The sequence below is a fragment of the Rhodococcus sp. MEB064 genome, from assembly GCF_000834565.1.
Lineage (GTDB): Bacteria > Actinomycetota > Actinomycetes > Mycobacteriales > Mycobacteriaceae > Rhodococcoides.
Genome location: NZ_JXQS01000001.1, coordinates 16,823 through 43,295, shown reverse-complemented (window position 1 = coordinate 43,295; position 26,473 = coordinate 16,823). Strand labels below are relative to the sequence as shown.

At 67.8% G+C, this 26,473-nt stretch carries 20 protein-coding genes; 9 read left to right on the top strand and 11 right to left on the bottom strand.

Annotation, left to right across the window (positions count from 1 at the left end; translation table 11 throughout):
* The first annotated feature begins 37 nt into the window (after nucleotides 1-37).
* Both mshC and RU01_RS00185 read left to right on the top strand, forming a co-directional pair.
* Nucleotides 38-1,276: a cysteine--1-D-myo-inosityl 2-amino-2-deoxy-alpha-D-glucopyranoside ligase gene (mshC, locus tag RU01_RS00190; RefSeq protein ID WP_042572492.1), complete on the top strand. Its 1,239-nt coding sequence runs from the start codon at nucleotides 38-40 to the stop codon at nucleotides 1,274-1,276.
* A gap of 175 nt (nucleotides 1,277-1,451) precedes the next feature.
* Nucleotides 1,452-1,799: a hypothetical protein gene (locus RU01_RS00185; RefSeq protein WP_052493051.1), complete on the top strand. Its 348-nt coding sequence runs from the start codon at nucleotides 1,452-1,454 to the stop codon at nucleotides 1,797-1,799.
* 34 nt (nucleotides 1,800-1,833) lie between these two features.
* Here RU01_RS00185 and RU01_RS00180 read toward each other — a convergent pair whose 3' ends face one another.
* The 8 genes from RU01_RS00180 to RU01_RS00145 form a co-directional block, all read right to left on the bottom strand.
* Nucleotides 1,834-5,976, bottom strand: coding sequence for a TIGR02680 family protein (locus tag RU01_RS00180; protein WP_042572491.1), 4,143 nt, complete (start codon nucleotides 5,974-5,976; stop codon nucleotides 1,834-1,836).
* Entirely contained in the window at nucleotides 5,973-7,304 is a 1,332-nt protein-coding gene (locus RU01_RS00175) for a DUF2398 family protein (protein WP_042572490.1), read from the bottom strand. The genes RU01_RS00180 and RU01_RS00175 overlap by 4 nt, the downstream gene beginning before the upstream one ends.
* Nucleotides 7,301-8,791 carry a TIGR02677 family protein gene (locus RU01_RS00170; RefSeq protein ID WP_231568541.1) on the bottom strand — a complete coding sequence of 497 codons (1,491 nt, stop codon included), beginning with the start codon at nucleotides 8,789-8,791 and terminating at the stop codon, nucleotides 7,301-7,303. Before RU01_RS00170 ends, RU01_RS00175 begins: the two co-directional genes overlap by 4 nt.
* A 17-nt stretch (nucleotides 8,792-8,808) precedes the next feature.
* Nucleotides 8,809-9,126, bottom strand: a complete 318-nt coding sequence (locus RU01_RS00165; protein ID WP_042572489.1) for a Rieske (2Fe-2S) protein — start codon at nucleotides 9,124-9,126, stop codon at nucleotides 8,809-8,811.
* Nucleotides 9,123-11,642 carry a nitrite reductase large subunit NirB gene (gene nirB, locus RU01_RS00160; RefSeq protein ID WP_042572488.1) on the bottom strand — a complete coding sequence of 840 codons (2,520 nt, stop codon included), beginning with the start codon at nucleotides 11,640-11,642 and terminating at the stop codon, nucleotides 9,123-9,125. Before nirB ends, RU01_RS00165 begins: the two co-directional genes overlap by 4 nt.
* Nucleotides 11,642-11,989 (bottom strand): hypothetical protein, encoded by a 348-nt coding sequence (locus RU01_RS00155; RefSeq protein ID WP_042572487.1) that lies wholly within the window; start codon nucleotides 11,987-11,989, stop codon nucleotides 11,642-11,644. The genes nirB and RU01_RS00155 overlap by 1 nt, the downstream gene beginning before the upstream one ends.
* Before the next feature lie 90 nt (nucleotides 11,990-12,079).
* On the bottom strand, nucleotides 12,080-13,213 hold the full coding sequence (locus RU01_RS00150; protein WP_042572486.1) for an MFS transporter: 1,134 nt from the start codon (nucleotides 13,211-13,213) through the stop codon (nucleotides 12,080-12,082).
* A gap of 16 nt (nucleotides 13,214-13,229) precedes the next feature.
* Complete coding sequence (locus RU01_RS00145) at nucleotides 13,230-14,141, bottom strand: PAC2 family protein (RefSeq protein WP_042572485.1); 912 nt, start codon at nucleotides 14,139-14,141, stop codon at nucleotides 13,230-13,232.
* Nucleotides 14,142-14,228: 87 nt separating this feature from the next.
* Here RU01_RS00145 and metH point away from each other — a divergent pair, with 87 nt between their 5' ends.
* From metH to hisG, 4 genes are read left to right on the top strand one after another with little or no spacing between them, the layout of a single operon-like run.
* Nucleotides 14,229-17,798, top strand: a complete 3,570-nt coding sequence (metH, locus tag RU01_RS00140; protein WP_042572484.1) for a methionine synthase — start codon at nucleotides 14,229-14,231, stop codon at nucleotides 17,796-17,798.
* Nucleotides 17,791-18,459, top strand: a complete 669-nt coding sequence (locus RU01_RS00135) for an HAD family hydrolase (protein WP_156148719.1) — start codon at nucleotides 17,791-17,793, stop codon at nucleotides 18,457-18,459. The genes metH and RU01_RS00135 overlap by 8 nt, the downstream gene beginning before the upstream one ends.
* Before the next feature lie 39 nt (nucleotides 18,460-18,498).
* Nucleotides 18,499-18,762, top strand: coding sequence for a phosphoribosyl-ATP diphosphatase (locus RU01_RS00130; RefSeq protein WP_042572482.1), 264 nt, complete (start codon nucleotides 18,499-18,501; stop codon nucleotides 18,760-18,762).
* Nucleotides 18,763-18,809: 47 nt separating this feature from the next.
* Nucleotides 18,810-19,661 carry an ATP phosphoribosyltransferase gene (gene hisG / locus RU01_RS00125; protein WP_042572481.1) on the top strand — a complete coding sequence of 284 codons (852 nt, stop codon included), beginning with the start codon at nucleotides 18,810-18,812 and terminating at the stop codon, nucleotides 19,659-19,661.
* Nucleotides 19,662-19,667: 6 nt separating this feature from the next.
* Here hisG and RU01_RS00120 read toward each other — a convergent pair whose 3' ends face one another.
* Nucleotides 19,668-20,474 carry a thioesterase family protein gene (locus RU01_RS00120; RefSeq protein WP_042572516.1) on the bottom strand — a complete coding sequence of 269 codons (807 nt, stop codon included), beginning with the start codon at nucleotides 20,472-20,474 and terminating at the stop codon, nucleotides 19,668-19,670.
* A complete protein-coding gene (locus RU01_RS00115) occupies nucleotides 20,471-21,343 on the bottom strand; it encodes a RecB family exonuclease (RefSeq protein WP_231568542.1) in 873 nt (290 codons plus the stop codon). Before RU01_RS00115 ends, RU01_RS00120 begins: the two co-directional genes overlap by 4 nt.
* Nucleotides 21,344-21,486: 143 nt before the next feature.
* Between RU01_RS00115 and RU01_RS00110 the strand changes: the two genes are divergently transcribed.
* Together RU01_RS00110 and arc are read left to right on the top strand one after the other, a co-directional pair.
* On the top strand, nucleotides 21,487-22,368 hold the full coding sequence (locus tag RU01_RS00110; RefSeq protein ID WP_042572479.1) for a tRNA (adenine-N1)-methyltransferase: 882 nt from the start codon (nucleotides 21,487-21,489) through the stop codon (nucleotides 22,366-22,368).
* Between the two features lie 116 nt (nucleotides 22,369-22,484).
* Nucleotides 22,485-24,284: a proteasome ATPase gene (gene arc / locus RU01_RS00105; RefSeq protein WP_042572478.1), complete on the top strand. Its 1,800-nt coding sequence runs from the start codon at nucleotides 22,485-22,487 to the stop codon at nucleotides 24,282-24,284.
* 9 nt (nucleotides 24,285-24,293) lie between these two features.
* On the opposite strand, the gene RU01_RS00100 is transcribed toward arc, so the two are convergent.
* Nucleotides 24,294-24,794 carry an NUDIX hydrolase gene (locus RU01_RS00100; RefSeq protein WP_042572515.1) on the bottom strand — a complete coding sequence of 167 codons (501 nt, stop codon included), beginning with the start codon at nucleotides 24,792-24,794 and terminating at the stop codon, nucleotides 24,294-24,296.
* Nucleotides 24,795-24,868: 74 nt separating this feature from the next.
* Between RU01_RS00100 and dop the strand changes: the two genes are divergently transcribed.
* Entirely contained in the window at nucleotides 24,869-26,368 is a 1,500-nt protein-coding gene (gene dop, locus RU01_RS00095) for a depupylase/deamidase Dop (RefSeq protein ID WP_042572477.1), read from the top strand.
* The last annotated feature ends 105 nt before the right edge of the window (nucleotides 26,369-26,473 follow it).

Sequence of the window (26,473 nt, the reverse complement as noted above, 5' to 3'; positions counted from 1 at the left end):
CGGGGAACCGGTGAGCGGCACCGGATAGTCTGGCGGCATGCAGTCGTGGCCCGAAGTGGACGTTCCCAGCGTGCCGGGCGAGGGCCCGCCGCTCCGCCTGTTCGATACGGCCGATCGTGCCGTCCGGCCGGTGTCGCCCGGCTCGACCGCCACCATGTACGTCTGCGGCATCACGCCGTACGACGCCACGCACCTCGGTCACGCGGCCACGTACCTGACGTTCGACCTGATCAACCGTGTGTGGCGCGATGCCGGACACGACGTGCACTACGTCCAGAACGTCACCGACGTCGACGATCCGCTCTTCGAGCGTGCGGCGCGTGACGGCGAGGACTGGGTGTCGCTCGGGCAGCGTGAGACGGATCTGTTCCGGTCCGACATGACTGCTCTGCGCGTCATCCCGCCCCGTGACTACATCGGCGCCGTCGAATCGGTGACCGAGGTGGTCGAGCTGGTGGAGAAGCTGGTGGCCTCCGGCGCCGCCTACGTCGTCGACGATGCCGAGTACCCCGACGTGTACTTCCGCGCCGACGCCACCGAGCAGTTCGGGTACGAGTCCGGCTACGACCGCGCCACCATGGACACGTTCTTCGCCGAACGCGGCGGAGATCCCGACCGCCCCGGTAAGCGCGACCCTCTGGACGCGCTGATCTGGAAGGCCGAGCGTCCCGGTGAGCCGTCGTGGCCGTCGCCGTTCGGCCCCGGTCGCCCCGGTTGGCACATCGAATGTGCCGCTATCGCCTTGAACCGCATCGGCTCCGGGTTCGACGTGCAGGGCGGCGGCAGCGACCTCATCTTCCCGCACCACGAGTTCTCGGCTGCGCACGCCGAATCCCTCACCGGTGCAGAACGATTCGCGCGCCACTACGTGCACACGGGCATGATCGGTCTCGACGGCGAAAAGATGTCGAAGTCGCTCGGCAACCTCGTCCTGGTGTCCAAGCTGACGGCTGCCGGTGTCGATCCCGGTGCCATCCGCCTGGGCCTCCTCGCCGGTCACTACCGGCAGGACCGCACGTGGACCGATCAGATCCTCTCCGACGCGCAGGATCGACTCGCCCTGTGGCGCAGGGCCGTCGCGCTCGAGTCGGGCCCGTCCGCGGACGACACCATCGCCCGCGTACGCCAGCACCTCGCCGACGATCTGGACTCCGCCAAGGCCCTCGACGCCCTCGACGCGTGGGCTCGAGACGCCCTGTCGCTCGGCGGATCCGACTCCGGAGCGCCGGGGTTGGTCGCGTTGGCAGTGGATGCGTTGCTGGGTGTGACGCTCTAGCTCGCTCGGTGGTGTTTCTGCTCCTCTCGGCGCGCGTTCGAGCGGGTGTCTGCCGAATCCGGCCGCGAGGGGAGCAGAAACACCGCATCCACAGATAGATCGTTGATCCCCGGGTCGACGATCGCCGCAGGTTGCGGTATTCGCCGCCGAACTCCGACGAGCCAGCGTTCAGGACATGCTGACGCCACGGGTCTCCTCGCTCTCGGATTTGATGGCTGCCGGTATGTCGGCCACGACGATTCGCCGACGCTTCCACCGCGTCCTACCCGGAGTCTTCTGCCAGGACGAGCCCACCTGGTTCGACCGCTGCATGGCCGTGACCCTGTGGCGCCCCGACGCGGTGCTGAGCCACCGGACTGCCGCCAGGTTGTACGGGTGGACCGACGAGCCGACGACCGTCGAGGCCCTTGTCGACGCCTCCGCGAGACTGCGGCCGCCGGGGTGGCTGACTCTCCGCGGACGCACGCAGGGTGCCTGCGACGAGGTGCTGGGGCTACCGGTCACCACCGGGAGCAGACCCTGATCGACTGCGCCGTGGTGCTGACCGCTGACGCCACCTACACCTCCGCGAAGTCCAGCCCACCCACCGCCGGCGCCGTCACGCGTCGGGTGAGCGGCGACCCGAGTGCCGCGGCCAGGTCGCTGCCGTCGTGCTCGGCGAGCAGCTCCCCGTTCTCCCAGACGAGAAGGGCTGCGCTGACGGTGTTCTCGGCGGTGGAGTGCGCCAGGTCGTAGTGCGCGCAGCCGGGAACGTCGCCGTAGGTGATCCACAGGTCGTAGCCGGTCATGAAGAGGTCGAGGTCGAATTGCACGCTGAGACCGAGGAGTTCGCTGCGACCGTTGTCGTCGACGCCGGCGAAGGCCTCGTCGAGAGCGAGCAGCCGGGGGGAGTGCGGATCGGCCGACGACAGCATCACGTGCGCTGCCGCGAAGAGCGGAAGGTGCAGCGAGACGGACTGTTCGCCGCCCGACAGTGCGCTGTGGCGTGCCACGGTCAGTCGGTCCTCCGTGCCGTCCGAGCCGATGAGGGTGAACGCGAAGACACGCCACTGCCGGTAATCCAGTGCGGTCGACAGGATCTCGGGGTACGAGCGCTCCGGGTGCTGTTCACGAGCGGTCCGGATCTGCGCGGCGAAGTGCATGCGCATCTCGGCGAGCTCGTCCGGTCCCAGAGCCGACGCGTCGCGCTCGAGCAACTTCGACACCGCGCGGGTGCTGTCGTCGAGAGTGTCGGCCAGGACCCAGTGCACTCCGATTGTGTTGCCCGAGGACATCCGCCGCTGCTTCATCTCCGACCCCATGCGCGCGATCAGTTCGCGGGCATCGACGGTGCGCTCGTGGATCTGCTGAGCGAGACCGGTGAGCAGGGCATCTTCGAGGATGCGGCGCTCGGCGTCGGTGAGCAGGGTTTCCTGGTCCCGTCGCGCCGCATCGATGCGGTCGGCGAAGTCGGCGATGGTCGCATGTCCCTGCTCGTCCTGTACTCGCACGACCGTCACGCCGTCCGCTGCGTCCCAGCTGAGGCGGAAGTCCTGACCGGATGCCGCGAGCTGGGCGTCGAACTCCTGGAGCGCGGCCGTCAGTGCGCTCCGTGTGGACCGCCGCGACGCGTCGCCGGCCTTCACCCGCTCGGTTGCGGTGCTCAGCTCGAGGTGCAGACGGCGGACTTCGACCGGCAGCACGTCCGGAGCATCGTCGGGGCCTGCAGCCGAGTCGATGCGGTACAGGAGTTGCTCGACGGTGGACCATGCCGCATCACTCGCCGGCCATGTGCAGTCGCGGGCCGCGCCGAGGACGGTCAGCAGATCACGGTGTGCGTACGGTGCCAGCCGGCCCGCATCGGACAGGGCTTCGGTGAGCGCCGTCGTCAACCCGGCGACGGCGGTCTCGTGGGCACCCTCTGCCTTGCCGATCGCTTCCCCTGATTCACGGTCGGCCTTGGTCGCCGCCCGCTGCTCCGTCTTGCAGGCCTCGATGCGTCGGCGTACCGCGTCGAGTTCGGCGTCGATCTTGTCGGCTCCCGCACCCAGCGCGTCCCGCAAGGTCTCCAGCTTGGTGAACTGCTGCTCGTACTCCGTCTCGGCGATCGCCGCTTCCTCGGCGTATTCCTCCGCGAGGATCTGCGCCTCGTCGAGGCGACCGGACGCCTCACGGTCGCGCTCGGCGGACCGATCGGAGTCGCCCCGGTAGCGCAGTATCGACGACCCGGTGTTCTCGAAGTGCCGGATCGCAGCGGCAAGTGCATCGAGGTCGCGAGGGGTGTACGGCGCACGACGGGCCACGGCATCGCTACGAAGGCGGCGCTCGGCAGCGGTCAGGTCAGCCACGGCACGATCGAGTTCCCGGTCGGCTGCGGTCGCGGCGTCCGCGGTCGAGCGCAGTGCGCCCGCAGCGGACGAGACGGTGCGCAACGCCGAGGTGACGGCCGATGCACGGGGCATCGCGCCGACCGCGGCGCGGATACCGTCGATATGCGCGCGGGCGTCCTCGGCGATGCGTTCGGCGTCGTCACGGCGCGATTCGGCCGCCTCGAGAGCCGCATCGATCTCGGCGATGCGCGCAGCGCGACGTGAGGCGCGAGCCGTTGCACCGATGTATTCGGCGGTCGGCTTGTGGTGGCGACCGAGGACGACGCCGTGTCGGAAGGTTCCGTCGCGTCCGACGCGGACCCCGTCGCCGTCCGCAGTCAAAGACACGGACGTGAGGATGCGCTGCACCAGATCATGCGGAACAGAGATGTCGGTTTCGACGAGCAGGACGTCCGCCAGCGACGGTCCGTCGACGGCATCGGCCGGAACGAGGAACTGTTCCGACTCCCTGCCCGCCGGAACGGTTTCGGCGACCCACGCATCGAGCATCCCGGAGGCTTCGAGCGCCGCCTCGACGCCCGCTGCCTCGTCGGCCGGGACGTCGTCGGCGAACCGCACGAGCGTCCAGAACGGGGCGCCCGAGAGCCCGGACCTGTCACCGGTCCGAGTCGCCGGCGGCGCCGGAGCATCGTCGTGTTCGGCTGCGATCGACGCTCGTTCGGCCGTCAGGTCCGCGATGGTGCCCGCGGCGTCGTCACGCGTCTGCAGGGCTGCTGATCGTCGATCACGCACGGTGTCGAGAAGATCGCGCACACCGTCGCTCAGCACCTCGGCCGGTGACGGAGCGTCGTCCTGCCCGACGGTCGCGACCGCGTCGGTCACCGATTCGATCAGTCCGGGGACGCCGAGTCGTGCCGAATGCTGTGACCACCACGCCCGCAACGATTCCGCGTACGTCGATCGGGCGATCTCGACGGCTGCCTCCGCCTCGTGAACCGCCGCCGACGACGCATCGTGCGACTCGTGGGCACGCGACGCTGCGCGTTCGGTTCGCGTGCGTTCGGTAGTGGCGCGGTCGACGACCGCCAGCGCTGCACGCACGGCGCGGACGTCGCCGTCCCGTTCCTCCGCATGACCGCGCACGGCCGCGGTGATCTGATCCGTTCGAGCGTCGTGGGGGAGCGGCGTCCAGGCGATGCCGGCGTCTTCGGCGGCTGCCAGAAGTTCGTCCTCGGCGCGGGAGATGGCGGCGGTGGCCTCACGCAACGACGCTGCCGCAGCCTCGGATTCACGACGCCGGACATCGACCGATTCGAGTGCCTTGCTCGCCTTGTCCCGTTGCTGCCCGGTGGACACCTCGAGCTTGCGCACCGCGTCGGCCAGATCGTCGAGTTGTTGCTTGCCCTCGTACGCCGTCGACCGTTGCAGGGTCTGCTGATCGGCGACTGCGAGATCGAGTGCGCGCTCGGCTGCCTCGAACCTCGTCTCCGCCTCCACCCGCTCGATTCGACGCCGCTCCCGTAACTCCTTCGCGGCGAACAGCGCGACGGTGGCGTGGTCGACAGCCTCGAGCCGACGCGTGACCTGGTCGACGTCGGTCTTCGCCTGGACGCCGAGGTAGGTGGAGTAGACGCCGACGAAACGCTTCGAGGCGAGATCCGCCTGCACCAGGCCCTCGAGGGCGCGGCCGACCTCCTCCATGTCGCTGAACGACCGTGCCGCCTCCAGGACGAGGTGTTCGTCGAGAGGGCGCAGGCCGTCCGACAGCGCGCGCGACAATCCCTTCGGGTCCAGATTCTTGGCCAGCTGCGGGCGGCGCAAGGTCAGGATGAGGGTGATCAACTGGTCGTAGCGTTCCGCGCCCAGTCCGAACATGCGGGCGTCGATCGCGGCCCGGTAGTCCACCGGGCGGTCGACGATGGCGTCGGTGCCGATGAGTTCTGCGAGCTGCTTCTTGGTCAGCGGGCGGTCGTCGGCGCCGAACAGGGAGAAGTCGACCCCGACGCGCCCCTCCGCGACGAAATACCAGCGCGTGACCTTGTCCGCGGACTTGGTGGCGCGCATGCCGATACCGACAGTGACCGCTTCAGGGTCGTCACGGTCACCTCGGGCGAACTCCATCCACACGTACGAGTGCGCCGAATCCTGGCCCCGGTACAGGAGGTTGGACTTCATCGTCCGCTCCTCGCCGGCGAACGGGTTGAGTCGACGGGGTTCGATACGGCCGTCGAGGACGAAGGGGAAGAGCACCTCGAGCGCCTTGGTCTTGCCCGATCCGTTGGGTCCGCGGAGCACGAGGCGGCCGTCGGCGAACGAGAATTCCTGATCGCGGTAGTCCCACAGGTTGACGATTCCGGCGCGCGTGGGCTTGAACCTGGTACTCGACGTCACGGGGTGAACTCCTGGAACTCGGACTGCCCGATGCCGGACGGTGGGAAAAGTTGGATCGTGGCGTGCTCGCGGACCGTGACGACGACGCCCCGATAGCGAGCCAGGGCAGGGAGGGCGACGATTCCACCGCGGACCGGCGCGACGAGCGACAGGTCGGTGAGGAGTCGGACTGCCGCTCGGCGAACTCCGAGACGGTCGGACTGCCACTGGGCGGCGAAGGTACGGCCGTACGCGTCGACGAGCGCTCCGACCGTGTCGTCTATCCACTCGTCGGCGAGGAACGGATGCCGGCCGGGCTCGATGTCGTCCGCGTCGTCCTCGGACTCGTCGTCGGCGAGATCGTCTGCGAGAGAATCGAAGACGCTACCGTCGGGGATGGCGGAGTCGAGGGCGTCGATCAGTTCCGCGGTGCGGTCGGCAGGCGCCTCGACGGTGCGTCCGTCCTCGACGTCGGGGTCGAGCACGCGGTCGGCGATCTCGCCGGCCAGGAGCAGAGCGACCTGTGCGACGGTGCCCGTGGACGGGAATCTGGTGTCCGACAGTCGGCCCGACGTGTCGATCAGGGCCACTCCTTCGGCGCGACGTTCCACCGCGAGCCCGGTCAGCAGGCGCACGTCGTCGATCGATGCGGGGTCGAGTGTTGCGTCGGTCAGGTAGACCACGGGCCGTTCGACCAACGCCCGCCTGGCCCGTCGAGAGTCGTCCGTCGGGTCGGCCAGAAGCCCTGCGGCGCTGCGCAGATGCTGGACGGCGCGCGGTGGTCGGAACAACGCGACGACGACGGATCGATCGATGTCGTACAGGGCTTCGCCGGCGTCGGGATTGCTCGCCCAGCCACCGGCGTCTCCGTCGGCCAGGGTGATGGCGCCGCGGGCGGACAGCCAACCGACGGCATCGACGAAGGCGTCGCGATCGGCGGCACGCTCGGTGTCCAGGTCCACGCCGACGACGCGGCCGGCTTCGGCGGCAACGTGATCTGCCAACTCCGACAACGTGATCTGGTCACCGGCGCGGCCCAGGGCAGCGAGGGACAACGCGAGGAACGAGTACCGGCGGCGGTCGAAGACCCGGTCGGACGCGGTGCGAGCAGGTTGGGTCGGGTCCAGGCGGTCCAGCACCGGGTAGAGCCGAGCCGTGGTCTCGGTGACCTCGAGTCGGTACCCGAACATCTCCAGCATGTCCTCCCGCAACTCCGTCGCCCAGCGGCGGACCAGCGGTAGCGCGATGCGGTCGGGATACGTGCGGGTGATCAGGTGGTGGGACAACACTGTTCGCGCAGCACGCTGGTACGAGTCGAGCGCGAGGCTCGGGATCGTCCGCGCCCTCATCGCCGCGTACCGATGGTCAGGGACAGTCTATCGAGGTGCAGCAGTCCACGTTCCGTGCGGACGACGGTGGACCGCTCGTGCGGAGCGAGAGTCAGGGTCACGCCGCCCTCGGAGCCGGTGGAGGAGCCGACGCGACCGGACACGGGAACACGGGCAGTCAGTGCAGCATTGAGCAGGCCGAGCAGCACGTCCGTTTCCTCACCGGTCAGGTCGCGGTCGTACACACCGTGATCGGCCAGGGACCGGGCAGCGTCGGCTCGCCGCCTCTGCACACTCAACTGCTGTTCGCGGAGGCGTCGTACACCGGAATCGTTGCGCTGCACTCGCGCCGGTGCACCGGCCGCGGGCGGTCGACCGGTCTCCGCCAGCGTGCGCGAGATCTCCACCGGCGGTGCGTCCCACCACGACCGGGACACGGGAACGATGTCGTCGTCGGGGTGGACCATCGAGAGGTGGCGTGGTCTCCCCAACCCGAACACGGCACCGAACAGGGCGTGGGCGGCGTCCTCGGTGGGTGCGGACGCGAACCACCCGGCCAGATGTCGCAGCTGGGACTCGCGACTGACCCCGCCCTTGCGGGTCTCGGTGACGCGGCGCAGCAACGACAGGACGGCGGCGATGGCACTCATCGTGCCCTCGCGGAGTCGATCCGACTCGGTCGGATCACCGTCTGTCGAGCTGAACCAGTGAACGAGTCCCGTCCACCGCCCCGCCCAGTCGGCGCGCCGCTCGTCGGGGGTCAGGAACACTCTCTCGTCGCTCGCAGCGGCGCGATCTAGCAGGGCCTCGAGCCCGGTGGCGTCCACCTTCTCGATCGCCGCCGTGAGCTTGGGTCCGAAACGAGCCAGGTCGAGGCTGAACTCGCGCATATGCGAGAGCAGAGCGTCCTTGTGCGCGAGGAACGATTCCGGGGTGACATCCGTCGTCCGCACCAGGTCACCGAGTGAGAGGTAGAAGTGCGCGGCGCGAGTGGCCATGTCGCCCAGCGCCGTGTCCAACCGGTTCAGCTTGCGGTAGACCAGATCGGCATCGCCGGCGCTGTTCGCCGCAGCCAGCTCGGCGAGGTCTCCGAGCAACTCCGGCAGGACCAGCCGCGACAACGAGGCGTCCTCGGGACGAGCCGCGAGCACGTCCTCGACTGCGCGGTATGCCTGATATCCGACCTGTCCGAACTGGTAGACGTAATGCCGGTTGCGGTACTCGGCGAGGGTCGCCGCGCGCGTGCCGTCGTAGCTCCGTTCGAGCACTCCCCAGGTGTGCAGCTGTTCGAGCAGCGGGCTGATCTCCACACCGGTGAGAACGTCGGCGCCCTCGGTGCGGGCCAGGATGTCGGACACCTCACCGGCGTGCAGGAGCACGACGTATCCGGCGCGGGCATGGTCGAACGCTCGAAGAACCCGCAGGTAGTCGGCACGTTTCTCGGCTGTGGCGAACGAGAAGAGCCGGAGCCTGTCGTCCACCACGTAGGAGTCGGCGGATTCGGTCACTGCAACAGGGTAGGCGGTCAGGACAGTCGGACAGCCACCTGCCCGTCGACGACGTCGGCACTGTAGGTCGCGACCGTTCCGATGCCCTCGGTGGTGCACCGGCCGGTGTCCAGGGAGAACTGGTACTGGTGCAGGGGACACACGACGACTGCTCCGTCGATCTGCCCGTCCGCCAGCGGCCCGCCGCGATGTGGGCACACCGCGTCCATCGCGCGCACCGTCCCGTCGGTCAGGAGGAAGACAGCGATCTGTCGCCCGTCGACGACGTACGTACGGCCTTCGCCGGGGGTGAGATCGTCGACGGTCCCCACGACGGTCGCCTGTGCTGTCGTCATCGGATTGCGGGAAGGCCGGAGGCCGGTCGGGGTCGAACCGGCACCTGAGGCAGCGGGAGCAGGGGGAGGGAGGGTGCGAACTGGGCGGGTGACCGCGGCGCCGCACGTTCCTTCCACGGATCGGTGTAGCCGTCGATGGAGATCTGGATGCGCTCGTCGAGTCCTGCACAGAGGCCCTCGGCATCGTCGACGAGCAGTCGCTGCAGCGTTTCGAGGCCGACCCGCGGCACGAAGGCGTAGGTCCGCTCGAGCCACTTGGCCTCCTCGCGGTAGTACTGGATGAACCGGCCCGCGAGGGTGAGGACCTCCTCGGGGGAGTCGACGGTCGCGAGGACGTCGCCCTTGCGGATGTGTGCGCCGGCCGCCCCGCCGATGTAGATCTCCCACCGGCCATCGCCGACGGCCACTGCACCGAAGTCCTTGCAGAGCGCCTCGGAGCAGTTGCGGGGGCATCCGGCTACGGCCAACTTGAGCTTCGCGGGAGTTTCGAGGCCCTGGAATCGCTCCTCGATCGCGATGCCGAGTGCTGTCGAATCGCCCAGCCCGAATCGGCAGAAATCGCTACCGACACACGTCTTCACGGTGCGCATGCTCTTGCCGTAGGCGTACCCGGACGGCATGTCGAGATCGCCCCACACCTTCGGCAGATCTTCTTTCTTGATGCCGAGCAGGTCGATGCGCTGACCACCGGTGACCTTGACCAGGGGGACCCCGTACTTGTCCGCGACGTCCGCGATCTTCCGCAGCTGGTCCGGGGTGGTCACGCCGCCCTTCATCTGTGGGACGACGGAGAAGGTGCCGTCGCGCTGGATGTTGGCGTGTACGCGGTCGTTGATGAACAGCGCGCCACGCTCGTCGACCCAGTCGGGTCCCCAGACCACGCGCAGCAACGAGGCCAGCGGCATCTTCGCTGTCGCATCCTCGGCATCGGCCAGCGCATCGAACACTGCGGAGACGGATCGGAGGTTCTGCGAGCGGACGGCCTCGATGAGCTCGGGCTTGGACATCGGGATGCAGGGGACGTACCAGTCGGCCGCGGGATCGACCGTCAGCGCTCCGCCGGCAGCGCAGGCGACGATGTCCGCGACCAGGCCCTTGCACGACCCGCAGCCTTTGCCCGCACGGGTCTTTCCCACGACCTCGGAGACGGTGGTGGCCCCGCCGTGCACGCAGGCGACGATGTCGCCCTTGGTGACCCCGTTGCAGTTGCACACCTGCACGTCGTCGGACAGCTCGGCCGCGCCGGTCTCGGCGCTGGGTGTGCCCATGTCGAAGAGCATGCTGATGCGCTCGTCGGGCAGCGGCACCTTCTCGTCGAACGCCTGGGTCAGGAAGCTCACCTTGCTGATGTCGCCCAGCAGCATCGCGCCGATCAGCTTGTTGTCGCGCACGACCACCGACTTGTAGGTGCCGCTCCGAGGTTCGTAGAACTGCACGAACTCGTCGGTGTCCCGCTCGGGGCCCTTGACGCCCATCGCGGCGACGTCGACGCCCGCGACCTTGAGCTTCGTCGTCAGCCGCGAACCATGATATGCCGCAGCCGGATTCGCGCCGGTCAGCACGTCGGCCAGGACCGACGCCTGCTCCCACAGGGGAGCCACGAGGCCGTACACCTCACCGCGGTGCTGGCAGCATTCTCCGACCGCGTGGATCGCGCCCTCGTCCTCGCACCGCATCTGGTCGTCGACGACGATGCCGCGCTCGATCACCAGTCCGGCACGCCGTGCGAGGTCGACGTTGGGGCGGATGCCGGCCGTCACGACGATCATGTCCGCGGGCAGGGTGGAACCGTCGTTGAACGCGACCCCGGTGACGGCGCCGCTGTCGCCCCGCAGCACCGCCGTGGTGCGCTTCGACGTGTAGACGCCGACGCCGAGGTCCTCGATCTTGTTGCGCAGCACGCGTCCACCGCGTTCGTCGAGCTGCTGGTTCATCAGGTGTCCGGGGGAGTGCACGACGTCCACATCGATGCCCTGCGTGCGCAGACCGTAGGCGGCTTCGAGCCCCAGCAGTCCGCCACCGATGACGACGGCCCGGATCCCGTCGCGGGAGGACGCCATCTGCAGCATCCCGTTGGTGTCCTCGATCGTCCGGAAACCGAAGACGCCACGCGCCAGTCGGCCGTCGGCCTCACGCAGTCCGTCCATGTTGGGGAAGAACGTCGTGCTCCCGGTCGCGATGATCACGGTGTCGTACGGGACGACTCGCCCGCTCTCGCATGTCACGTTCTTGGCGAATCGGTCCAGCGCGACCGCCCGGTCACCGACGTGGAGGGTGACGCCGTTCTCCCGGTACCAGGCCATGGGGTTGAGCATCAGATCGTCGTCGTCGATGGACGACTCACCCGAGAGCACGTGCGAGAGCATGATCCGGTTGTAGTTGCCGTACGGCTCGTCGCCGATCATCGTGACGTCGAACTTCTCGGGGTCGCGGCCGAGGATCTCCTCGACGGTGCGAGCCCCGGCCATTCCGTTGCCGACGACGAGCAGTCGGTGCCGTTCTGCTGCAGGCGACATCAGAAGATCATCATTCCGAAGTCGACGACGACCTCGCCGCTGCAGCCGTCGGGTGCGGCGACGGTGAGTTCGAGAACCGAGTCCGGATCGACGTCCTCGACGACGCGCAGCGGAACGTTGACGCTCGCCTTCGCGCCCATCGGGAACACGCGCATCGACTCTCCGTCGCGCGTGAGCGTGACGACGACCAGTTCGTCGGAGGAGTTACCGCCACGGAAGTACAGCGGCTGGGCGGTCAGGCCCGACGGAACGGTGTACGCCGTCGCGGCGTCGAGAAGCTCGGACTTGCCCAGGCCGTGCCCGACGAAGGGAAAGACGCCTTGGATGAACTTCGGAGTGCTGGCCATGGGACGACTGTCCGTGCACGCGGTGACGGCACTGCTGCGCTCGTGTTACGGCGGCGTCATCATTCACTCTCGAGCGCGACCGGCGCGCTGTCAGGTCTTCGGCCCGGTCATCACCAGCGGCGCGACGACTGCCAACAGGACGGCGGGGATGACGAACGCCAGCGTCGGGTGCACCCCGTACAGCGGGGTCAGCGCGAGCGGAGCGAAGGCCGCCCCCGAGAACCGGAACGACTGGACGACCGAGACGGCGCCGCCGCGGTTCGCCCCCGACGAGCCGAGGACAGCGGCGTTGACGCCGACCAGGATGAACTGGCTCGCGACACCCGCTGCCGCCCAGACGAGGCCGACGACCACCAGGCTGGGCATGGTGCCGGCGAGGGCGACGAGGACCGCGCCGACCGGAGCGGCACCCACGATCGCCCGACGTGGCCCGATGCGGTCGATCAGTCCACCGACGCGCCGTGCCACCAGGATTCCGGCGACGCCGAACACGGTCAGCAGCAGTCCGCGCTGGGTGGAGGACAGGCCGAACGTGTCCTCGGCGCGGAAGGCGACGAGGAAGTTGAGGCCTCCCAGGGCGCCCCAGCCGAGGAGCGCGACCACCGCCACGCGCAGGACCGGGACGGTGAGGGCGTCGCGGAGGCGTTCGGGACGACCGCCGGGGGTGGACGGCGATGTCGCCGGGGGAAGTCCGACGAATCCGAGGATCGCAGCGACGACGGCCAGCACGACGAACGCGTACCGCCAGTCGAACTCCGCGGCGAGGCCACCGACCAGCGGAGCGCTGGTCTGACCTGCTGCCTGCAGGGCGCCGAACGTGCCGAGAACCCGTCCCAGGCGCTCGCGCGGAGTCACGGCCGCCAGTGACGCGAGGAGCAACGGCGTCGTGAAGGAATTGCCGATGCCTTGCAGAGCGCGCGCACCCAGCAGCAGGTCGAGCGTGGGCGCGACCGCGCACAGGAGCGAGGAGACGACGTAGAGAAGGTAGGCGAGGCGCACGGTGCGCACGCGGCCCCACCGCGCGCCGAGGGTGCCCGACACGAGCATGGCCAGCGCGAACGGGAACAGGTACGCACTGAGGGTGGATGCCGCCGACCCGGTGGACACACCCAGGTCTGCCCCCATCTCGGGCAGCATCGACGACACCACTCCGCCGCCGAACGGGCCGAGGAAGCCGCCGGCGTACAGAGCGCCGATGCGGAGCCGTGCTAGTCGCGAGCTCACCGGTGACGAGCGCGCGTCACAACCCGAAGCTTCCGGGACCCCGTCGGCGCAGGTAGCGCTCGAACTCGGCGGCCAGCGCGTCACCGTCCACCTTGGAGACGGCCTCGGACATGTCGACCTCGGCGTCGCCGCGCTCTTCGAGAGTGCGGACGTACTCGGCGATCTCGTCGTCGTCCTTGGTCATCTCGGTGACCGACTCCTCCCAGTCCTCGGCCAAGGAAGGAAGTTCGCCGAGAGGCACCTCGATGTCGAGGACGTCCTCGACGCGCTGCAGCAGGGCGACGGTGGCCTTCGGGTTGGGCGGCTGCGAGACGTAGTGCGGAACCGCTGCCCACAGAGACACGGCCGGGATGCCTGCCTTGACGCATTCGTCCTGAAGCACTCCGGTGATGCCGGTCGGCCCCTCGTACCGGGTCTGCTCGAGGTTGAACTGCTCCGCCGACTCGGTGCTGTACGCGGTGCCGGTCACCGGAACGGGCCTGGTGTGCGGTGTGTCGGCGAGCAGCGCGCCGAGAATGACGACCGTTTCGACGCCGAGCTGGTCGATGAACTCGAGCAGGTCGTCGCAGAAGCTCCGCCAGCGCATGTTGGGCTCGATACCGCGCAGGAGAACCACGTCGCGGTCGCTGCCGGGAGGGGAGCACACCGACAACCGCGTCGACGGCCACTCGATCTCGCGGGTGACACCGTCGACCTGGCGCACGGTGGGCCGGTTCACCTGGTAGTCGTAGTAGTCCTCGGAGTCCAGCTCCGCCAGAGGTGTCGCGTCCCAGATGAGCTCGAGATGCTCGACGGCACCGCTCGCGGCGTCACCCGCGTCGTTCCACCCTTCGAAGGCGGCGACGAGAATCGGGGCGCGCAGGGTAGGGAGGATCTCGCCCAGCTCGGAATCGACCGTTTCCTCGATCTCACTGGGGTCTCGAACCACGGGGGAATCGCCCTGGGGCGTTTCTGGCGCACTCACCCACCCAGCCTACGACCAGAGGTGTCGGGACCGACCACTACTGTTGAGCACATGCCAGTCGAATTCCGTTCACGCCTGCTCGATGCGCTCTCTCAGCGCGTTGTCATCGGAGACGGTGCCATGGGAACAATGCTGCAGGCAGCGGACCTGACCTTGGACGACTTCAACGGTCTCGAGGGCTGCAACGAAATTCTCAACGACACCCGCCCCGATGTGCTCCGTCACATACATCGCGCATATTTCGAGGCGGGCGCCGACGCGGTCGAGACCAACACGTTCGGCTGCAACCTGCCCAACCTGGCGGACTACGACATCTCGGACCGCATCCGTGAACTGTCGTACAAAGGCACTGTTCTGGCCCGTGAGGTCGCCGACGAGATGGGACCCGGTCGCGACGGCATGGGCCGTTTCGTTCTCGGATCCATGGGCCCCGGAACCAAGCTCCCGACGCTCGGGCACGCACCGTTCCGCGCACTGCGCGACGCGTATGCCGAGGCAGCGCTCGGGATGATCGACGGCGGCGCCGACGCGGTGTTGATCGAGACGTGCCAGGACCTGCTGCAGGTCAAGGCAGCCATCCTCGGCAGCCAGGCCGCGATGGAGCAGCTCGGCATCCGGATCCCGATCATCACCCACGTCACGGTCGAGACCACGGGCACCATGCTCCTGGGAAGCGAGATCGGCGCAGCTCTGACGGCGATCGAGCCGCTCGGGGTGGACCTGATCGGCCTGAACTGCGCCACGGGTCCTGCCGAGATGAGCGAGCACCTCCGCCATCTGAGCAAGCACTCCACACTGCCGATCTCGGTCATGCCCAATGCAGGACTGCCGCAGCTCGGAGCTCACGGCGCGGAGTACCCGCTGGGTCCGGAAGAGCTGGCTGAGGCACTGAGCGGCTTCGTTACCGAATTCGGGCTCGCGCTCGTCGGCGGCTGCTGCGGCACCACGCCGGAGCACATCCGCCAGGTCGCCGACGCCGTGCACGATGCGCGCAAGGGTGTGCGCAACCCGAAGCCCGAGCGAGGCGTGTCGTCCCTCTACGCGGCCGTGCCGTTCGAGCAGGACGCCAGCATCATGATGATCGGTGAGCGCACCAACTCCAACGGCTCCAAGGCGTTCCGCGACGCCATGCTGTCCGAGGACTATCAGAAGTGCCTCGACATCGCGAAGGACCAGACACGCGACGGCGCCCACATGCTCGACCTCAACGTCGACTACGTCGGCCGCGACGGCGCCGCGGACATGTCCGCCCTGGCATCACGGTTGGCCACGTCCTCGACACTGCCGATCATGCTCGACTCCACCGAGCCGGCCGTGCTCGAAGCAGGCCTCGAACATCTCGGCGGCCGTAGCGCGGTCAACTCCGTCAACTACGAGGACGGCGACGGCCCGGAGTCGCGGTTCCAGCGCATCATGACACTGGTCAAGCGGCACGGTGCCGCTGTCGTGGCCTTGACCATCGACGAGGAGGGCCAGGCCCGCACCGCCGACTGGAAGGTGCGCATCGCCGAGCGCCTCATCGCCGACATCCGGGACAACTGGGGACTCCCGGAGTCGGACATCATCCTGGACACGCTCACCTTCCCCATCTCCACCGGTCAGGAGGAGGTCCGCCGCGACGGCATCGAGACCATCGAAGCCATCCGCCGGCTGCACGAGAGTCATCCCGAGGTCCACTTCACCCTGGGCATCTCGAACATCTCGTTCGGGCTCAACCCTGCGGCACGGCAGGTGCTCAACTCGGTGTTCCTGCACGAGTGCACGCAGGCCGGTCTGGACACGGCCATCGTCCACGCCTCGAAGATTCTGCCGATGGCACGCATCCCCGAGGAGCAGCGCCAGGTCGCCCTCGACCTCGTCTACGACCGCCGCCGCGAGGGATACGACCCGCTGCAGGCGCTGATGGCACTGTTCGAGGGTGTCTCGGCGGCATCGGCTCGCGAGACACGTGCGCAGGAACTGGCCGGACTGCCGCTGTTCGACCGGCTCGAGCGTCGCATCGTGGACGGCGAGCGCGCCGGCCTCGGCGACGATCTCGACGAGGCGATGACGGAGAAGCCGCCGCTCGCGATCATCAACGAGACCCTGCTGTCCGGTATGAAGACCGTCGGTGAGCTGTTCGGATCCGGACAGATGCAGTTGCCGTTCGTCCTGCAGTCCGCCGAGGTCATGAAAGCTGCTGTGGCACACCTCGAGCCGCACATGGAAGCGTCGGACGAGGACGGCAAGGGGCGCATCGTCCTGGCCACCGTCAAGGGCGACGTCCACGACATCGGCAAGAACCTCGTCGACATCATTCTGAGCAACAACGGTTACGAGGTGGTCAACCTCGGCATCAAGCAGCCCATCTCGGCGATCCTCGACGCCGCCGTCGACAAGCGAGCGGACGTCATCGGGATGTCCGGTCTGCTGGTGAAGTCGACGGTGGTCATGAAGGAGAACCTGCTCGAGATGAACGCCAAGGGCGTCTCGGAGCAGTTCCCGGTGATGCTGGGAGGCGCAGCACTCACGCGCTCGTACGTCGAGAACGACCTGGCCGAGGTCTACGACGGCGACGTGTCGTATGCACGTGACGCCTTCGAGGGTCTGCGCCTGATGGACACCATCATGAACACCAAGCGTGGTGTGGCACCGGCGGAGAACAGCGAGGAAGCGCTCGCCGCGAAGCAGAAGACCGCCGAGCGTAAGGAACGGCACGAGCGTTCGCGTCGCATCGCGGAGAAGCGCAAGGCCGCCGAAGCACCCGTGGTCATCCCCGAGCGGTCCGACGTCTCCGTCGAGAAGGAACTGCCGTCGCCGCCGTTCTGGGGCAGCCGCATCGTCAAGGGGATCTCGCTGTCCGAGTACTCGGGTCTGCTCGACGAGCGTGCACTCTTCCTCGGCCAGTGGGGACTGCGCGGAGCCCGCGCGGGGGAGGGCGCCACGTACGAGGATCTGGTGGAGACCGAAGGCCGGCCGCGGCTGCGGTACTGGCTGGACCGTCTGAGCACGGACGGCATCCTGGCGCACGCCGCGTTGGTCTACGGGTACTTCCCGGCGGTGTCCGAAGGTGACGACGTCGTCGTGCTGGAATCTCCCGAACCCGATGCGGCGGAACGTTTCCGCTTCACCTTCCCGCGTCAGGACCGCGGCAGGTTCCTGTGCATCGCCGACTTCGTGCGCTCCCGCGACCTCGCTCGGGAGACCGGCGTCGTCGACGTGCTCCCGATGAACCTGGTGACGATGGGTCAGCCCATCGCGGACTTCGCCAACGAGCTGTTCAAGGCGGATGCGTACCGCGACTACCTGGAGGTGCACGGCATCGGCGTCCAGCTCACGGAAGCCCTGGCCGAGTACTGGCACCGTCGCGTGCGTGAAGAGCTCGTCCTTCCCGACGGCCGGTCGCTGGTGGACCAGGATCCGTCGAACGTCGAGGGGTACTTCAAGCTCGAGTATCGCGGTGCCCGCTACTCGTTCGGCTACGGTGCGTGCCCCGACCTCGAGGACCGCATCAAGCTGGTCGCGATGCTGGAGCCGCAGCGCATCGGAGTGGACCTGTCCGACGAGTTGCAGTTGCATCCGGAGCAGTCCACGGATGCCTTCGTTCTGCACCACCCGGAGGCGAAGTACTTCAATGTCTGAGCTCAAGGCCGTCTTGTTCGACATGGACGGGACGCTGTTGGACTCGGAGCGCCTCTGGGACATCGCGGTGTACGAGCTGTCGGCGTCGTTCGGCCGTGAGCTGACGCCGGAGGTGCGCGAATCCACTCTGGGCAACTCCATGATGGGTGCCCTGGCGAAGGTGTTCGCCCATGTCGGTCGTGAGGCGACGCCGGAGAATCTGGCGGAGGCGGCGCAGTGGCTGAACACTCGTGTGGTCGAGCTGTTCGGTGAGGGGCTGCCGTGGCGCCCGGGTGCCGAGGCAGCGCTGGATCTGGTGAAGTCGGCCGGTCTGGGGTGCGCGTTGGTGACCAACACCGAGCGCATGCTGACGGAGATCGCACTCGAGACGCTCGGGCGGCACCGCTTCGACGCCACGGTGTGCGGCGACGAGGTCGAGCATGCGAAGCCCGCTCCGGATCCGTATCGGCGGGGTGCCCACATGCTGGGCGTGGACGCGGGGTCGTGCGTGGCCGTCGAGGACTCGCCGACGGGTACCGAATCGGCGATCGCTGCCGGGTGCGCGGTCGTGGTAGTGCCGTCGGAGGTCCGGGTGCCCGAGGGTCCGGGTAGGACCTTCCGGACGACGCTCGAAGGGCTGACCCTGGACGACCTGAGGTCTGCGCGCGCTCGAGGACACTGATGGCGGTGGGTCGGCGCCGCCGTGGAACAATCATGACCCGTGAAGAACTTCGAGTCCCTGTTCGCCGAGCTCACCGATCGCGCTGCCACCAGGCCTGAGGGCTCCGGCACCGTCGCCGCGCTGGACGCGGGAGTGCATCAGCAGGGCAAGAAGATCCTCGAAGAGGCCGGCGAAGTGTGGATCGCCGCCGAGCACGAGAGCGACGACGCTCTCGCCGAGGAGATCTCGCAGCTCCTGTACTGGGTCCAGGTGTTGATGGTGGGCAAGAACCTGTCGCTCGAGGATGTCTACCGACATCTGTGAGCACGTCCGCGTTCCTCACCCACCTCTCTCACCACAGGATGTAGATCATGCTTCGCGTAGCAGTGCCCAACAAAGGTTCCCTGTCCGAACTCGCCGGTGAAATCCTGAGCGAAGCCGGCTACCGCCGCCGTGCGGATTCGCGGGACCTCACCGTGCTCGACCCGTCGAACAACGTCGAATTCTTCTTCCTCCGCCCCAAGGACATCGCGATCTATGTCGGGTCGGGTGAACTCGATCTCGGCATCACCGGTCGGGATCTCGCGCTCGATTCCGGCGCCCCCGTGGCGGAACGCCTCGCTCTGGGCTTCGGCAACAGCTCGTTCCGCTACGCCGCGCCCGCGGGCAAGGAATGGACGCCGGAGGATCTGGCGGGCCTCCGCATCGCCACCTCGTACCCCAACCTGGTTCGTCGTGACCTCGCAGCGCGTGGCCTCGAGGCCACCGTGATCCGTTTGGACGGCGCCGTCGAGATCTCGATCCAGCTCGGTGTCGCCGACGCGATAGCCGACGTGGTGGGTTCGGGACGCACTCTGCGACAGCACAATCTGGTGGCCTTCGGTGAGTCGCTGTGCGACTCGGAAGGTGTGTTGATCGAACGGGAGGGTTCGCCCACCGACGACAAGGCACGCAACCAACTGATCGCACGTGTTCAGGGCGTGGTCTTCGCTCAGCAGTACTTGATGCTCGACTACGACTGCCCGCGAACGATTCTCGACGATGCCGTCAAGATCACGCCCGGCCTCGAGTCGCCGACGCTGTCGCCGTTGGCCGACGAAGCCTGGGTCGCGATCCGCGCGATGGTTCCCCGCAAGGGCCACAACGCCGTCATGGACGAACTCGCCGACCTCGGTGCCAAGGCGATCCTGGCGTCCGACATCAGGTCCTGCCGAGCGTTCTAGTTCCGCTCAGCGTCGGGCGCGCACCTCGAGCGTCTGGAACGTGCGGCCCACCGCTCCCGTCGCGTCGTACAAGGTCGAGGTGCACAGACCGATACCGTCGTCGCCGATCGCCGTACGGGCCTGCACGCCCACCCATTCGCCGACGGGCTCCCGCACGATCTGCACCGTCAGGTCGGTGTTGAGGAACGTCCATTCGGTCGGGTCGAGGAGCGCTGCGACGCCGTTGGCGATGTCGGCCACGGCGAAAAGTCTCACGATCGGCGACGTCGACTCTCCCGCCACCACGGGGTACTTCGGGCGTGCCCACACACGCCCGGGTTCGGTGTCCGTCACCGGCTGGGCACCCCGGAACTCCAGGCTGTCGAGGAAACCGCCGTGCCAATGATCCGGGAAGGCCCAGCCCGCCTCGGACTTGTCCGGGCCGGGAACCAGCGGCGGGTCGAGGGTCTGTCCCGCCGCGGACGTGTCGGTCATGGCCACTCGCCAGGCTGTGGCGCGCGCGACCGCCCGTGTGGACCCGTCCGGCAGGTCCGCGACCAGCTCGGCCGACAGCATGCTGACCCGACGACCGGGGCGTTCGACGCGGGCGGACACGGTTATCTCGCCGACAGGAACCGGTCCGAGAATTTCCATGGTGACCCGCGCCAGACGCGTGCCCGGCGTCGGCGAGCACTGCTCGAGCGCACGCGCCAGCAGTGCCGACGGGGGAGCGCCGTGCTGCATCGTCTCCGCCCACACGCTGGTGGTGAGCCGGGTGGCGCGGAAGCGCTCCGCGCCGTCGACGACACGGACGAAGAGTGCGTCCTCGTTCACGCGGTGACCTCCACCGGCTCGCTCGGCCACCCCGGGTACTCGGGCGGGGTGCCGCCGAACGACGGGCACAAAGCCTGGAAGTCGCACCACCCGCACAGCTTTCCGGGCTTGGGCCGGAAGTCGCCCGTCTCCCCGGCTGCGCGGATGGCTGTCCAGATGGCGGAGAGAGTGCGCTCGAAGCGGCGCAACTCGTCCTCGTCCGGCGAGTACGTCAGAATCTGACCGTCCTTCAGGAACAGAAGCCTGAGCTGGGCGGGCACGATCCCGCGCGTGCGGCGCAGGACCACCGCGTAGAACTTCATCTGGAACAGCGACTTGGCCTCGGCGATCTCGCGCGGAGCACGCCCCGTCTTGTAGTCGACGACGCGGACCTGTCCTGTCGGCGCGACATCGATGCGGTCGATGTAGCCGCGCAGCAGCACCCCGTCGTCCAGTTCGGTCTCGACGAGTTGCTCGCAGGACTCCGGATCGAAGCGCGTCGGATCCTCCAGCGTGTAGTAGGACGCGACGAGAGCCTGCGCCTCGGCGAGGAAGCCGGCGCGGTCCTCGTCCGCGACCAGCCCCGACGCGAACTCGTGCGTCGAGAGCATCTCGGCCCACGCATCGTCCACCAGGGCGAGCGCGCGGGCCGTGACCCGATCCGCTGCGGGCAGGCCGTACAGATTCTCCAGAGCGGAATGGACCAGTGTGCCCCGCAACTGCGCCTTCGACGGTGGTGCCGGCAGCCGATCGATCGCCCGGAAGCGGTAGAGCAGCGGGCACTGCTTGTAGTCGGCGGCACGGGACGGAGACAGTGCCGGGCGTCGACGCGGACGTGAGTCGCCGGTCGCAGCAGCGGGTTCGACGGAGGGACGGTGTTCGGTGGAGATGCTCACGTCGGCGACACTATGCCCGCCCCCCGACATTCCGGATTCGCGACATGCCCGAATTCCGGGACGCGCCTGCATCTGCCCTACAGTTCCCTGGGCACGTCGCGTGGCGTGCACACACCTGTGCAGGAACGAGGACCACCGTGGAACCGACCGATTCCGACCCGTCGCCCCGTGCGAGCGGACCGTTCCGCGTCGGCGATCGCGTCCAGCTGACCGACGGCAAGGGCCGTCACTACACGGTGGTCCTGGACGCGGCGAAAGAGTTCCACACCCACCGCGGCGGCATCCGTCACGACGACCTCATCGGTGTCGACGAGGGCAGCGTGGTGAAGTCGGTCAACGGCACTCCGTACCTCGCTCTGCGGCCGTTGCTGGTGGACTACGTGCTGTCGATGCCCCGTGGGGCGCAGGTCATCTACCCCAAGGACGCCGCGCAGATCGTGCACGAAGGCGACGTCTTCCCCGGCGCACGGGTCCTCGAGGCCGGCGCGGGGTCGGGCGCTCTGACCTGTTCGCTGCTGCGGGCGGTGGGCCCGGAGGGGCGCGTCATCTCGTACGAGGTGCGCGACGACCATGCCGAGCACGCGGTGCGCAACGTGGAGACCTTTTTCGGCGGGCGACCCGACAACTGGGATCTGGTGATCGGCGACGTCGCGAACTTCGACGTCGCACGCCACGAGGGAATGGTCGACCGGGTGGTCCTGGACATGCTCGCACCGTGGGACGCGCTCGAGTCCATTGCAGGGGCGCTCGTCCCGGGTGGCGTTCTGATCGTCTATGTGGCGACGGTCACTCAGCTCTCCAAGGTGGTCGAGGCTCTGCGTGCGCAGGAGTGCTGGACCGAGCCGCGGTCATGGGAATCGATCGTCCGCGGCTGGCACGTCGTCGGTCTCGCGGTGCGCCCGGAGCACCGGATGCAAGGTCACACCGCTTTCCTCGTCAGCGCGCGGCGGCTCGCGGAGGGAACGGTCACGCCCAAACCCCAGCGCCGAGCGGGCAAGACGCCGGTGGAACCCGCCTGACACCGGCCGTTCATCCGGACGTTGTCGGACCCTCCTCGTAGCCTCTGAGCACGGACGTCACACACGTTTGCGTTTCGCCCGGTAGCGTTGAGAAATCGCTTTGGGAGGAGTCCTACATGAGCCCTACAGACACGCCGGACAACACTGCCGACACCGACCGCACGTCGCTACTGGCAGAACTCGACGCGGTACGCGCCGAGGCGACTGCACTTCGCCGCAAGCTCGACGCCGCGCGCAGCGGATCGTCCGGAACATCGGACGTCCGTGATCTGGAGACGCGGGTCGACACGCTGTCCATCCGCAACACCAAGCTCATGGAGACGCTGAAGGAAGCACGCCAACAGCTGATCGCACTCCGCGAGGAGGTCGACCGGCTCGGTGCGCCGCCCAGCGGCTACGGCGTCCTGGTCCACGTCTACGAGGACGAGACCGTCGACGTCTTCACCTCCGGCCGCAAGATGCGACTGACGTCCTCGCCGAACGTCGATTCGAGCGCTCTGCGTCCGGGTCAGACGGTGCGCCTCAACGAAGCGCTGACCATCGTCGAGGCGTGCGAGTTCGAGCGCGTCGGTGAGATCAGCTCGCTGCGTGAGATCTTGGAGGACGGTCGCCGCGCACTGGTGGTCGGACACGCCGACGAGGAACGCGTCGTGTGGTTGGCCAAGCCCCTGCAGGAGATGGCCGACGACGAGGCACCGGAGGATCCGGACGGCCCGTCCCGTCGTCTGCGTCCCGGCGACTCGCTTCTGGTCGACACCAAGGCCGGTTACGCCTTCGAGCGCATCCCCAAGGCCGAGGTCGAGGACCTGGTTCTCGAAGAGGTCCCGGATGTGGGCTACGAGGACATCGGCGGACTGGGCCGGCAGATCGAGCAGATCCGCGACGCCGTGGAACTGCCGTTCCTGCACAAGGATCTGTTCCGCGAGTACTCGTTGCGGCCTCCGAAAGGCGTGCTGCTCTACGGTCCTCCCGGGTGCGGCAAGACGCTCATCGCCAAGGCCGTGGCCAACTCGTTGGCGAAGAAGATCGCCGAGGCACGCGGTCAGGATGCTCGCGACGCCAAGTCCTACTTCCTGAACATCAAGGGCCCGGAACTGCTGAACAAGTTCGTCGGTGAGACCGAGCGTCACATCCGCCTGATCTTCCAGCGGGCGCGCGAGAAGGCCTCCGAGGGCACCCCGGTGATCGTGTTCTTCGACGAGATGGACTCGATCTTCCGTACACGTGGATCGGGTGTGTCGTCCGACGTCGAGACCACCGTGGTTCCGCAGCTCCTCGCGGAGATCGACGGCGTCGAGGGCCTCGAGAACGTCATCGTCATCGGCGCATCCAATCGCGAGGACATGATCGACCCCGCGATCCTGCGGCCGGGACGTCTCGACGTGAAGATCAAGATCGAGCGTCCGGATGCGGAGTCCGCCCTGGACATCTTCTCGAAGTACCTGGACGACTCGTTGCCCGTGAACGCGGACGATCTCGCCGAATTCGGCGGCGACCGTGCAGCGTGCATCCGCGGGATGATCGAGCGGGTCGTCGAGCGCATGTACGCAGAGAGCGACGACAACCGTTTCCTCGAGGTCACGTACGCCAACGGCGACAAGGAAGTTCTCTACTTCAAGGACTTCAACTCGGGCGCCATGATCCAGAACATCGTCGACCGCGCCAAGAAGTACGCGATCAAGGCCGTTCTGGACACGGGCACGAAGGGTCTGCGCGTCGGACACCTCTTCGACTCCATCGTCGACGAGTTCGCCGAGAACGAGGACCTGCCCAACACCACCAATCCCGATGACTGGGCACGCATCTCGGGCAAAAAGGGCGAGCGGATCGTCTACATCCGCACGCTCGTCACCGGGAAGAACGCGAGCGCCAGTCGTTCCATCGACACCGAGTCGAATACGGGTCAGTACCTGTAGTCGACCGTGTCACCGACGCAGTAGCTCCTCGACGATCGCCCGAGTGTCCGGAACGAAGGGCCACTCGAGATCGTCGAGATGTTCTCGAAGTCGAGAGTCCGTCCACCACCAGCCGTCCGAGATCTCGGACGGCTGGTGGTGCATCGGGCCGTCGTGGTGAATCACGTAGGCGAAGAGATGGCAGCGGATGCAAGCGGACCCCGACCGTCCCGTCCACCGTCCGACGACGGGCGGACCGACGACGTCGCCGGTGATGCCGAGCTCTTCCGACAGTTCCCGCACCGCGGCGTCGTGTGGTGTCTCGCCGGCGTCGACCACGCCTCCCGCCAGACAGTCGTGCATGCCGGCGAACACCGATTTGGTCTCCGTCCGTCGATGCACGTAGACGCGGCGACCGTCGGTGGACCGCACCAGAACTCCCGCACTTGCGTGCCACAGCCCATCGCGATAGACCGTGGAGCGTGGGGCGGAGCCGACGACGATCGCGTTCTCGTCGAAGAAGGTGACCATCTCGTCGTCGGAGGCAGTCGTCGGCGTTCGCACTCGATCGGGGCACACAGGGCCGATAGCATAGGCTCGAAATCATGCAGCGCATCATCGGCATCGAGGTCGAGTACGGAATTTCCTCCCCGACCGAACCTTCCGCCAATCCGATCCTGACGTCCACCCAGGCGGTGCTGGCCTATGCCGCCGCTGCCGGTGTGCCTCGGGCGAAGCGGACCCGGTGGGACTACGAGGTGGAGTCGCCGCTGCGCGACGCCCGAGGTTTCGACCTCGGCCGGTTCAGCGGGCCCGCCCCCATCATCGACGCCGACGAGGTCGGCGCGGCCAACATGATCCTGACCAACGGTGCGCGGCTCTACGTCGACCATGCGCATCCGGAGTACTCGGCTCCCGAAGTGCGGGACCCGTTGGATGCCGTCATCTGGGACAAGGCCGGCGAGCGCGTCATGGAAGCCGCTGCACGCCACGCCTCCAGCGTGCCCGGTGCGCCGAAGTTGCAGTTGTACAAGAACAACGTGGACGGCAAGGGCGCGTCGTACGGCACGCACGAGAACTATCTGATGTCGCGGGAAACGCCGTTCTCGGCGATCATCGCCGGGCTGTCCCCGTTCTTCGCGTCCCGCCAGGTCTTCACCGGTTCCGGGCGCGTGGGCATCGGTCAGTCGGGAGACGAGCCCGGCTTCCAGCTGTCACAGCGGGCGGACTACATCGAGGTCGAGGTCGGTCTCGAGACCACCCTCAAGCGCGGCATCATCAACACCCGCGACGAACCCCACGCCGACGCCGACAAGTACCGCCGGCTGCACGTGATCATCGGTGACGCGAACCTGGCCGAGATGGCGACGTACCTCAAGGTGGGCACCACCGCGCTGGTCCTCGACATCGTCGAAGCGGGAGTGGATCTGTCGGATCTGCAGTTGGCTCGCCCCGTCACCGCCGTCCATCAGATCAGTCACGATCCGACGCTGCGACGGACCGTGGCGTTGGCCGACGGTCGTGAGCTCACGGCTCTGGCCTTGCAGCGCATCTACCTCGAGCGGGTGTCGGCGCATCTCGATCGACAGGGCGAGCAGGATCCGCGCGCCGCGGACGTCGTCGAGAAGTGGGCGATGATCCTGGACAAGCTCGAGCGCGACCCCATGGACTGCGCCAACCTGCTCGACTGGCCCGCCAAGCTGCGTCTGCTCGAGGGTTTCCGTAACCGCGAGAACCTGGGATGGTCGGCGCCCCGTCTGCACCTGGTCGACCTCCAGTATTCCGACGTCCGGCTGGACAAGGGTCTGTACAACCGACTCGTCGCCCGCGGCTCGATGGAGCGGTTGGTGTCCGAGCAGGAGGTGCTCGACGCCGTCTCGAACCCGCCGACGGACACACGCGCGTACTTCCGGGGCGAATGCCTGCGCAAGTTCGGTCGGGACATCGCGGCCGCCAGTTGGGATTCGGTGATCTTCGATCTGGGAGGTGACTCCCTCGTTCGCATCCCGACGCTGGAGCCGTTGCGTGGCAGCAAGGCGCACGTCGGCGCGCTGCTCGAGTCGGTGGACTCCGCAGCGGAACTGGTGGATCAGCTGACCACCTGACCCGACGCTTCAGCGACCGCACGGTGGGTTGTCACCCTCTACGGTCGCACGCTCGGTAGGCTGAAGTTTCGCCGCGTGTCGAGAGAACACGCGGCACGTACGAGG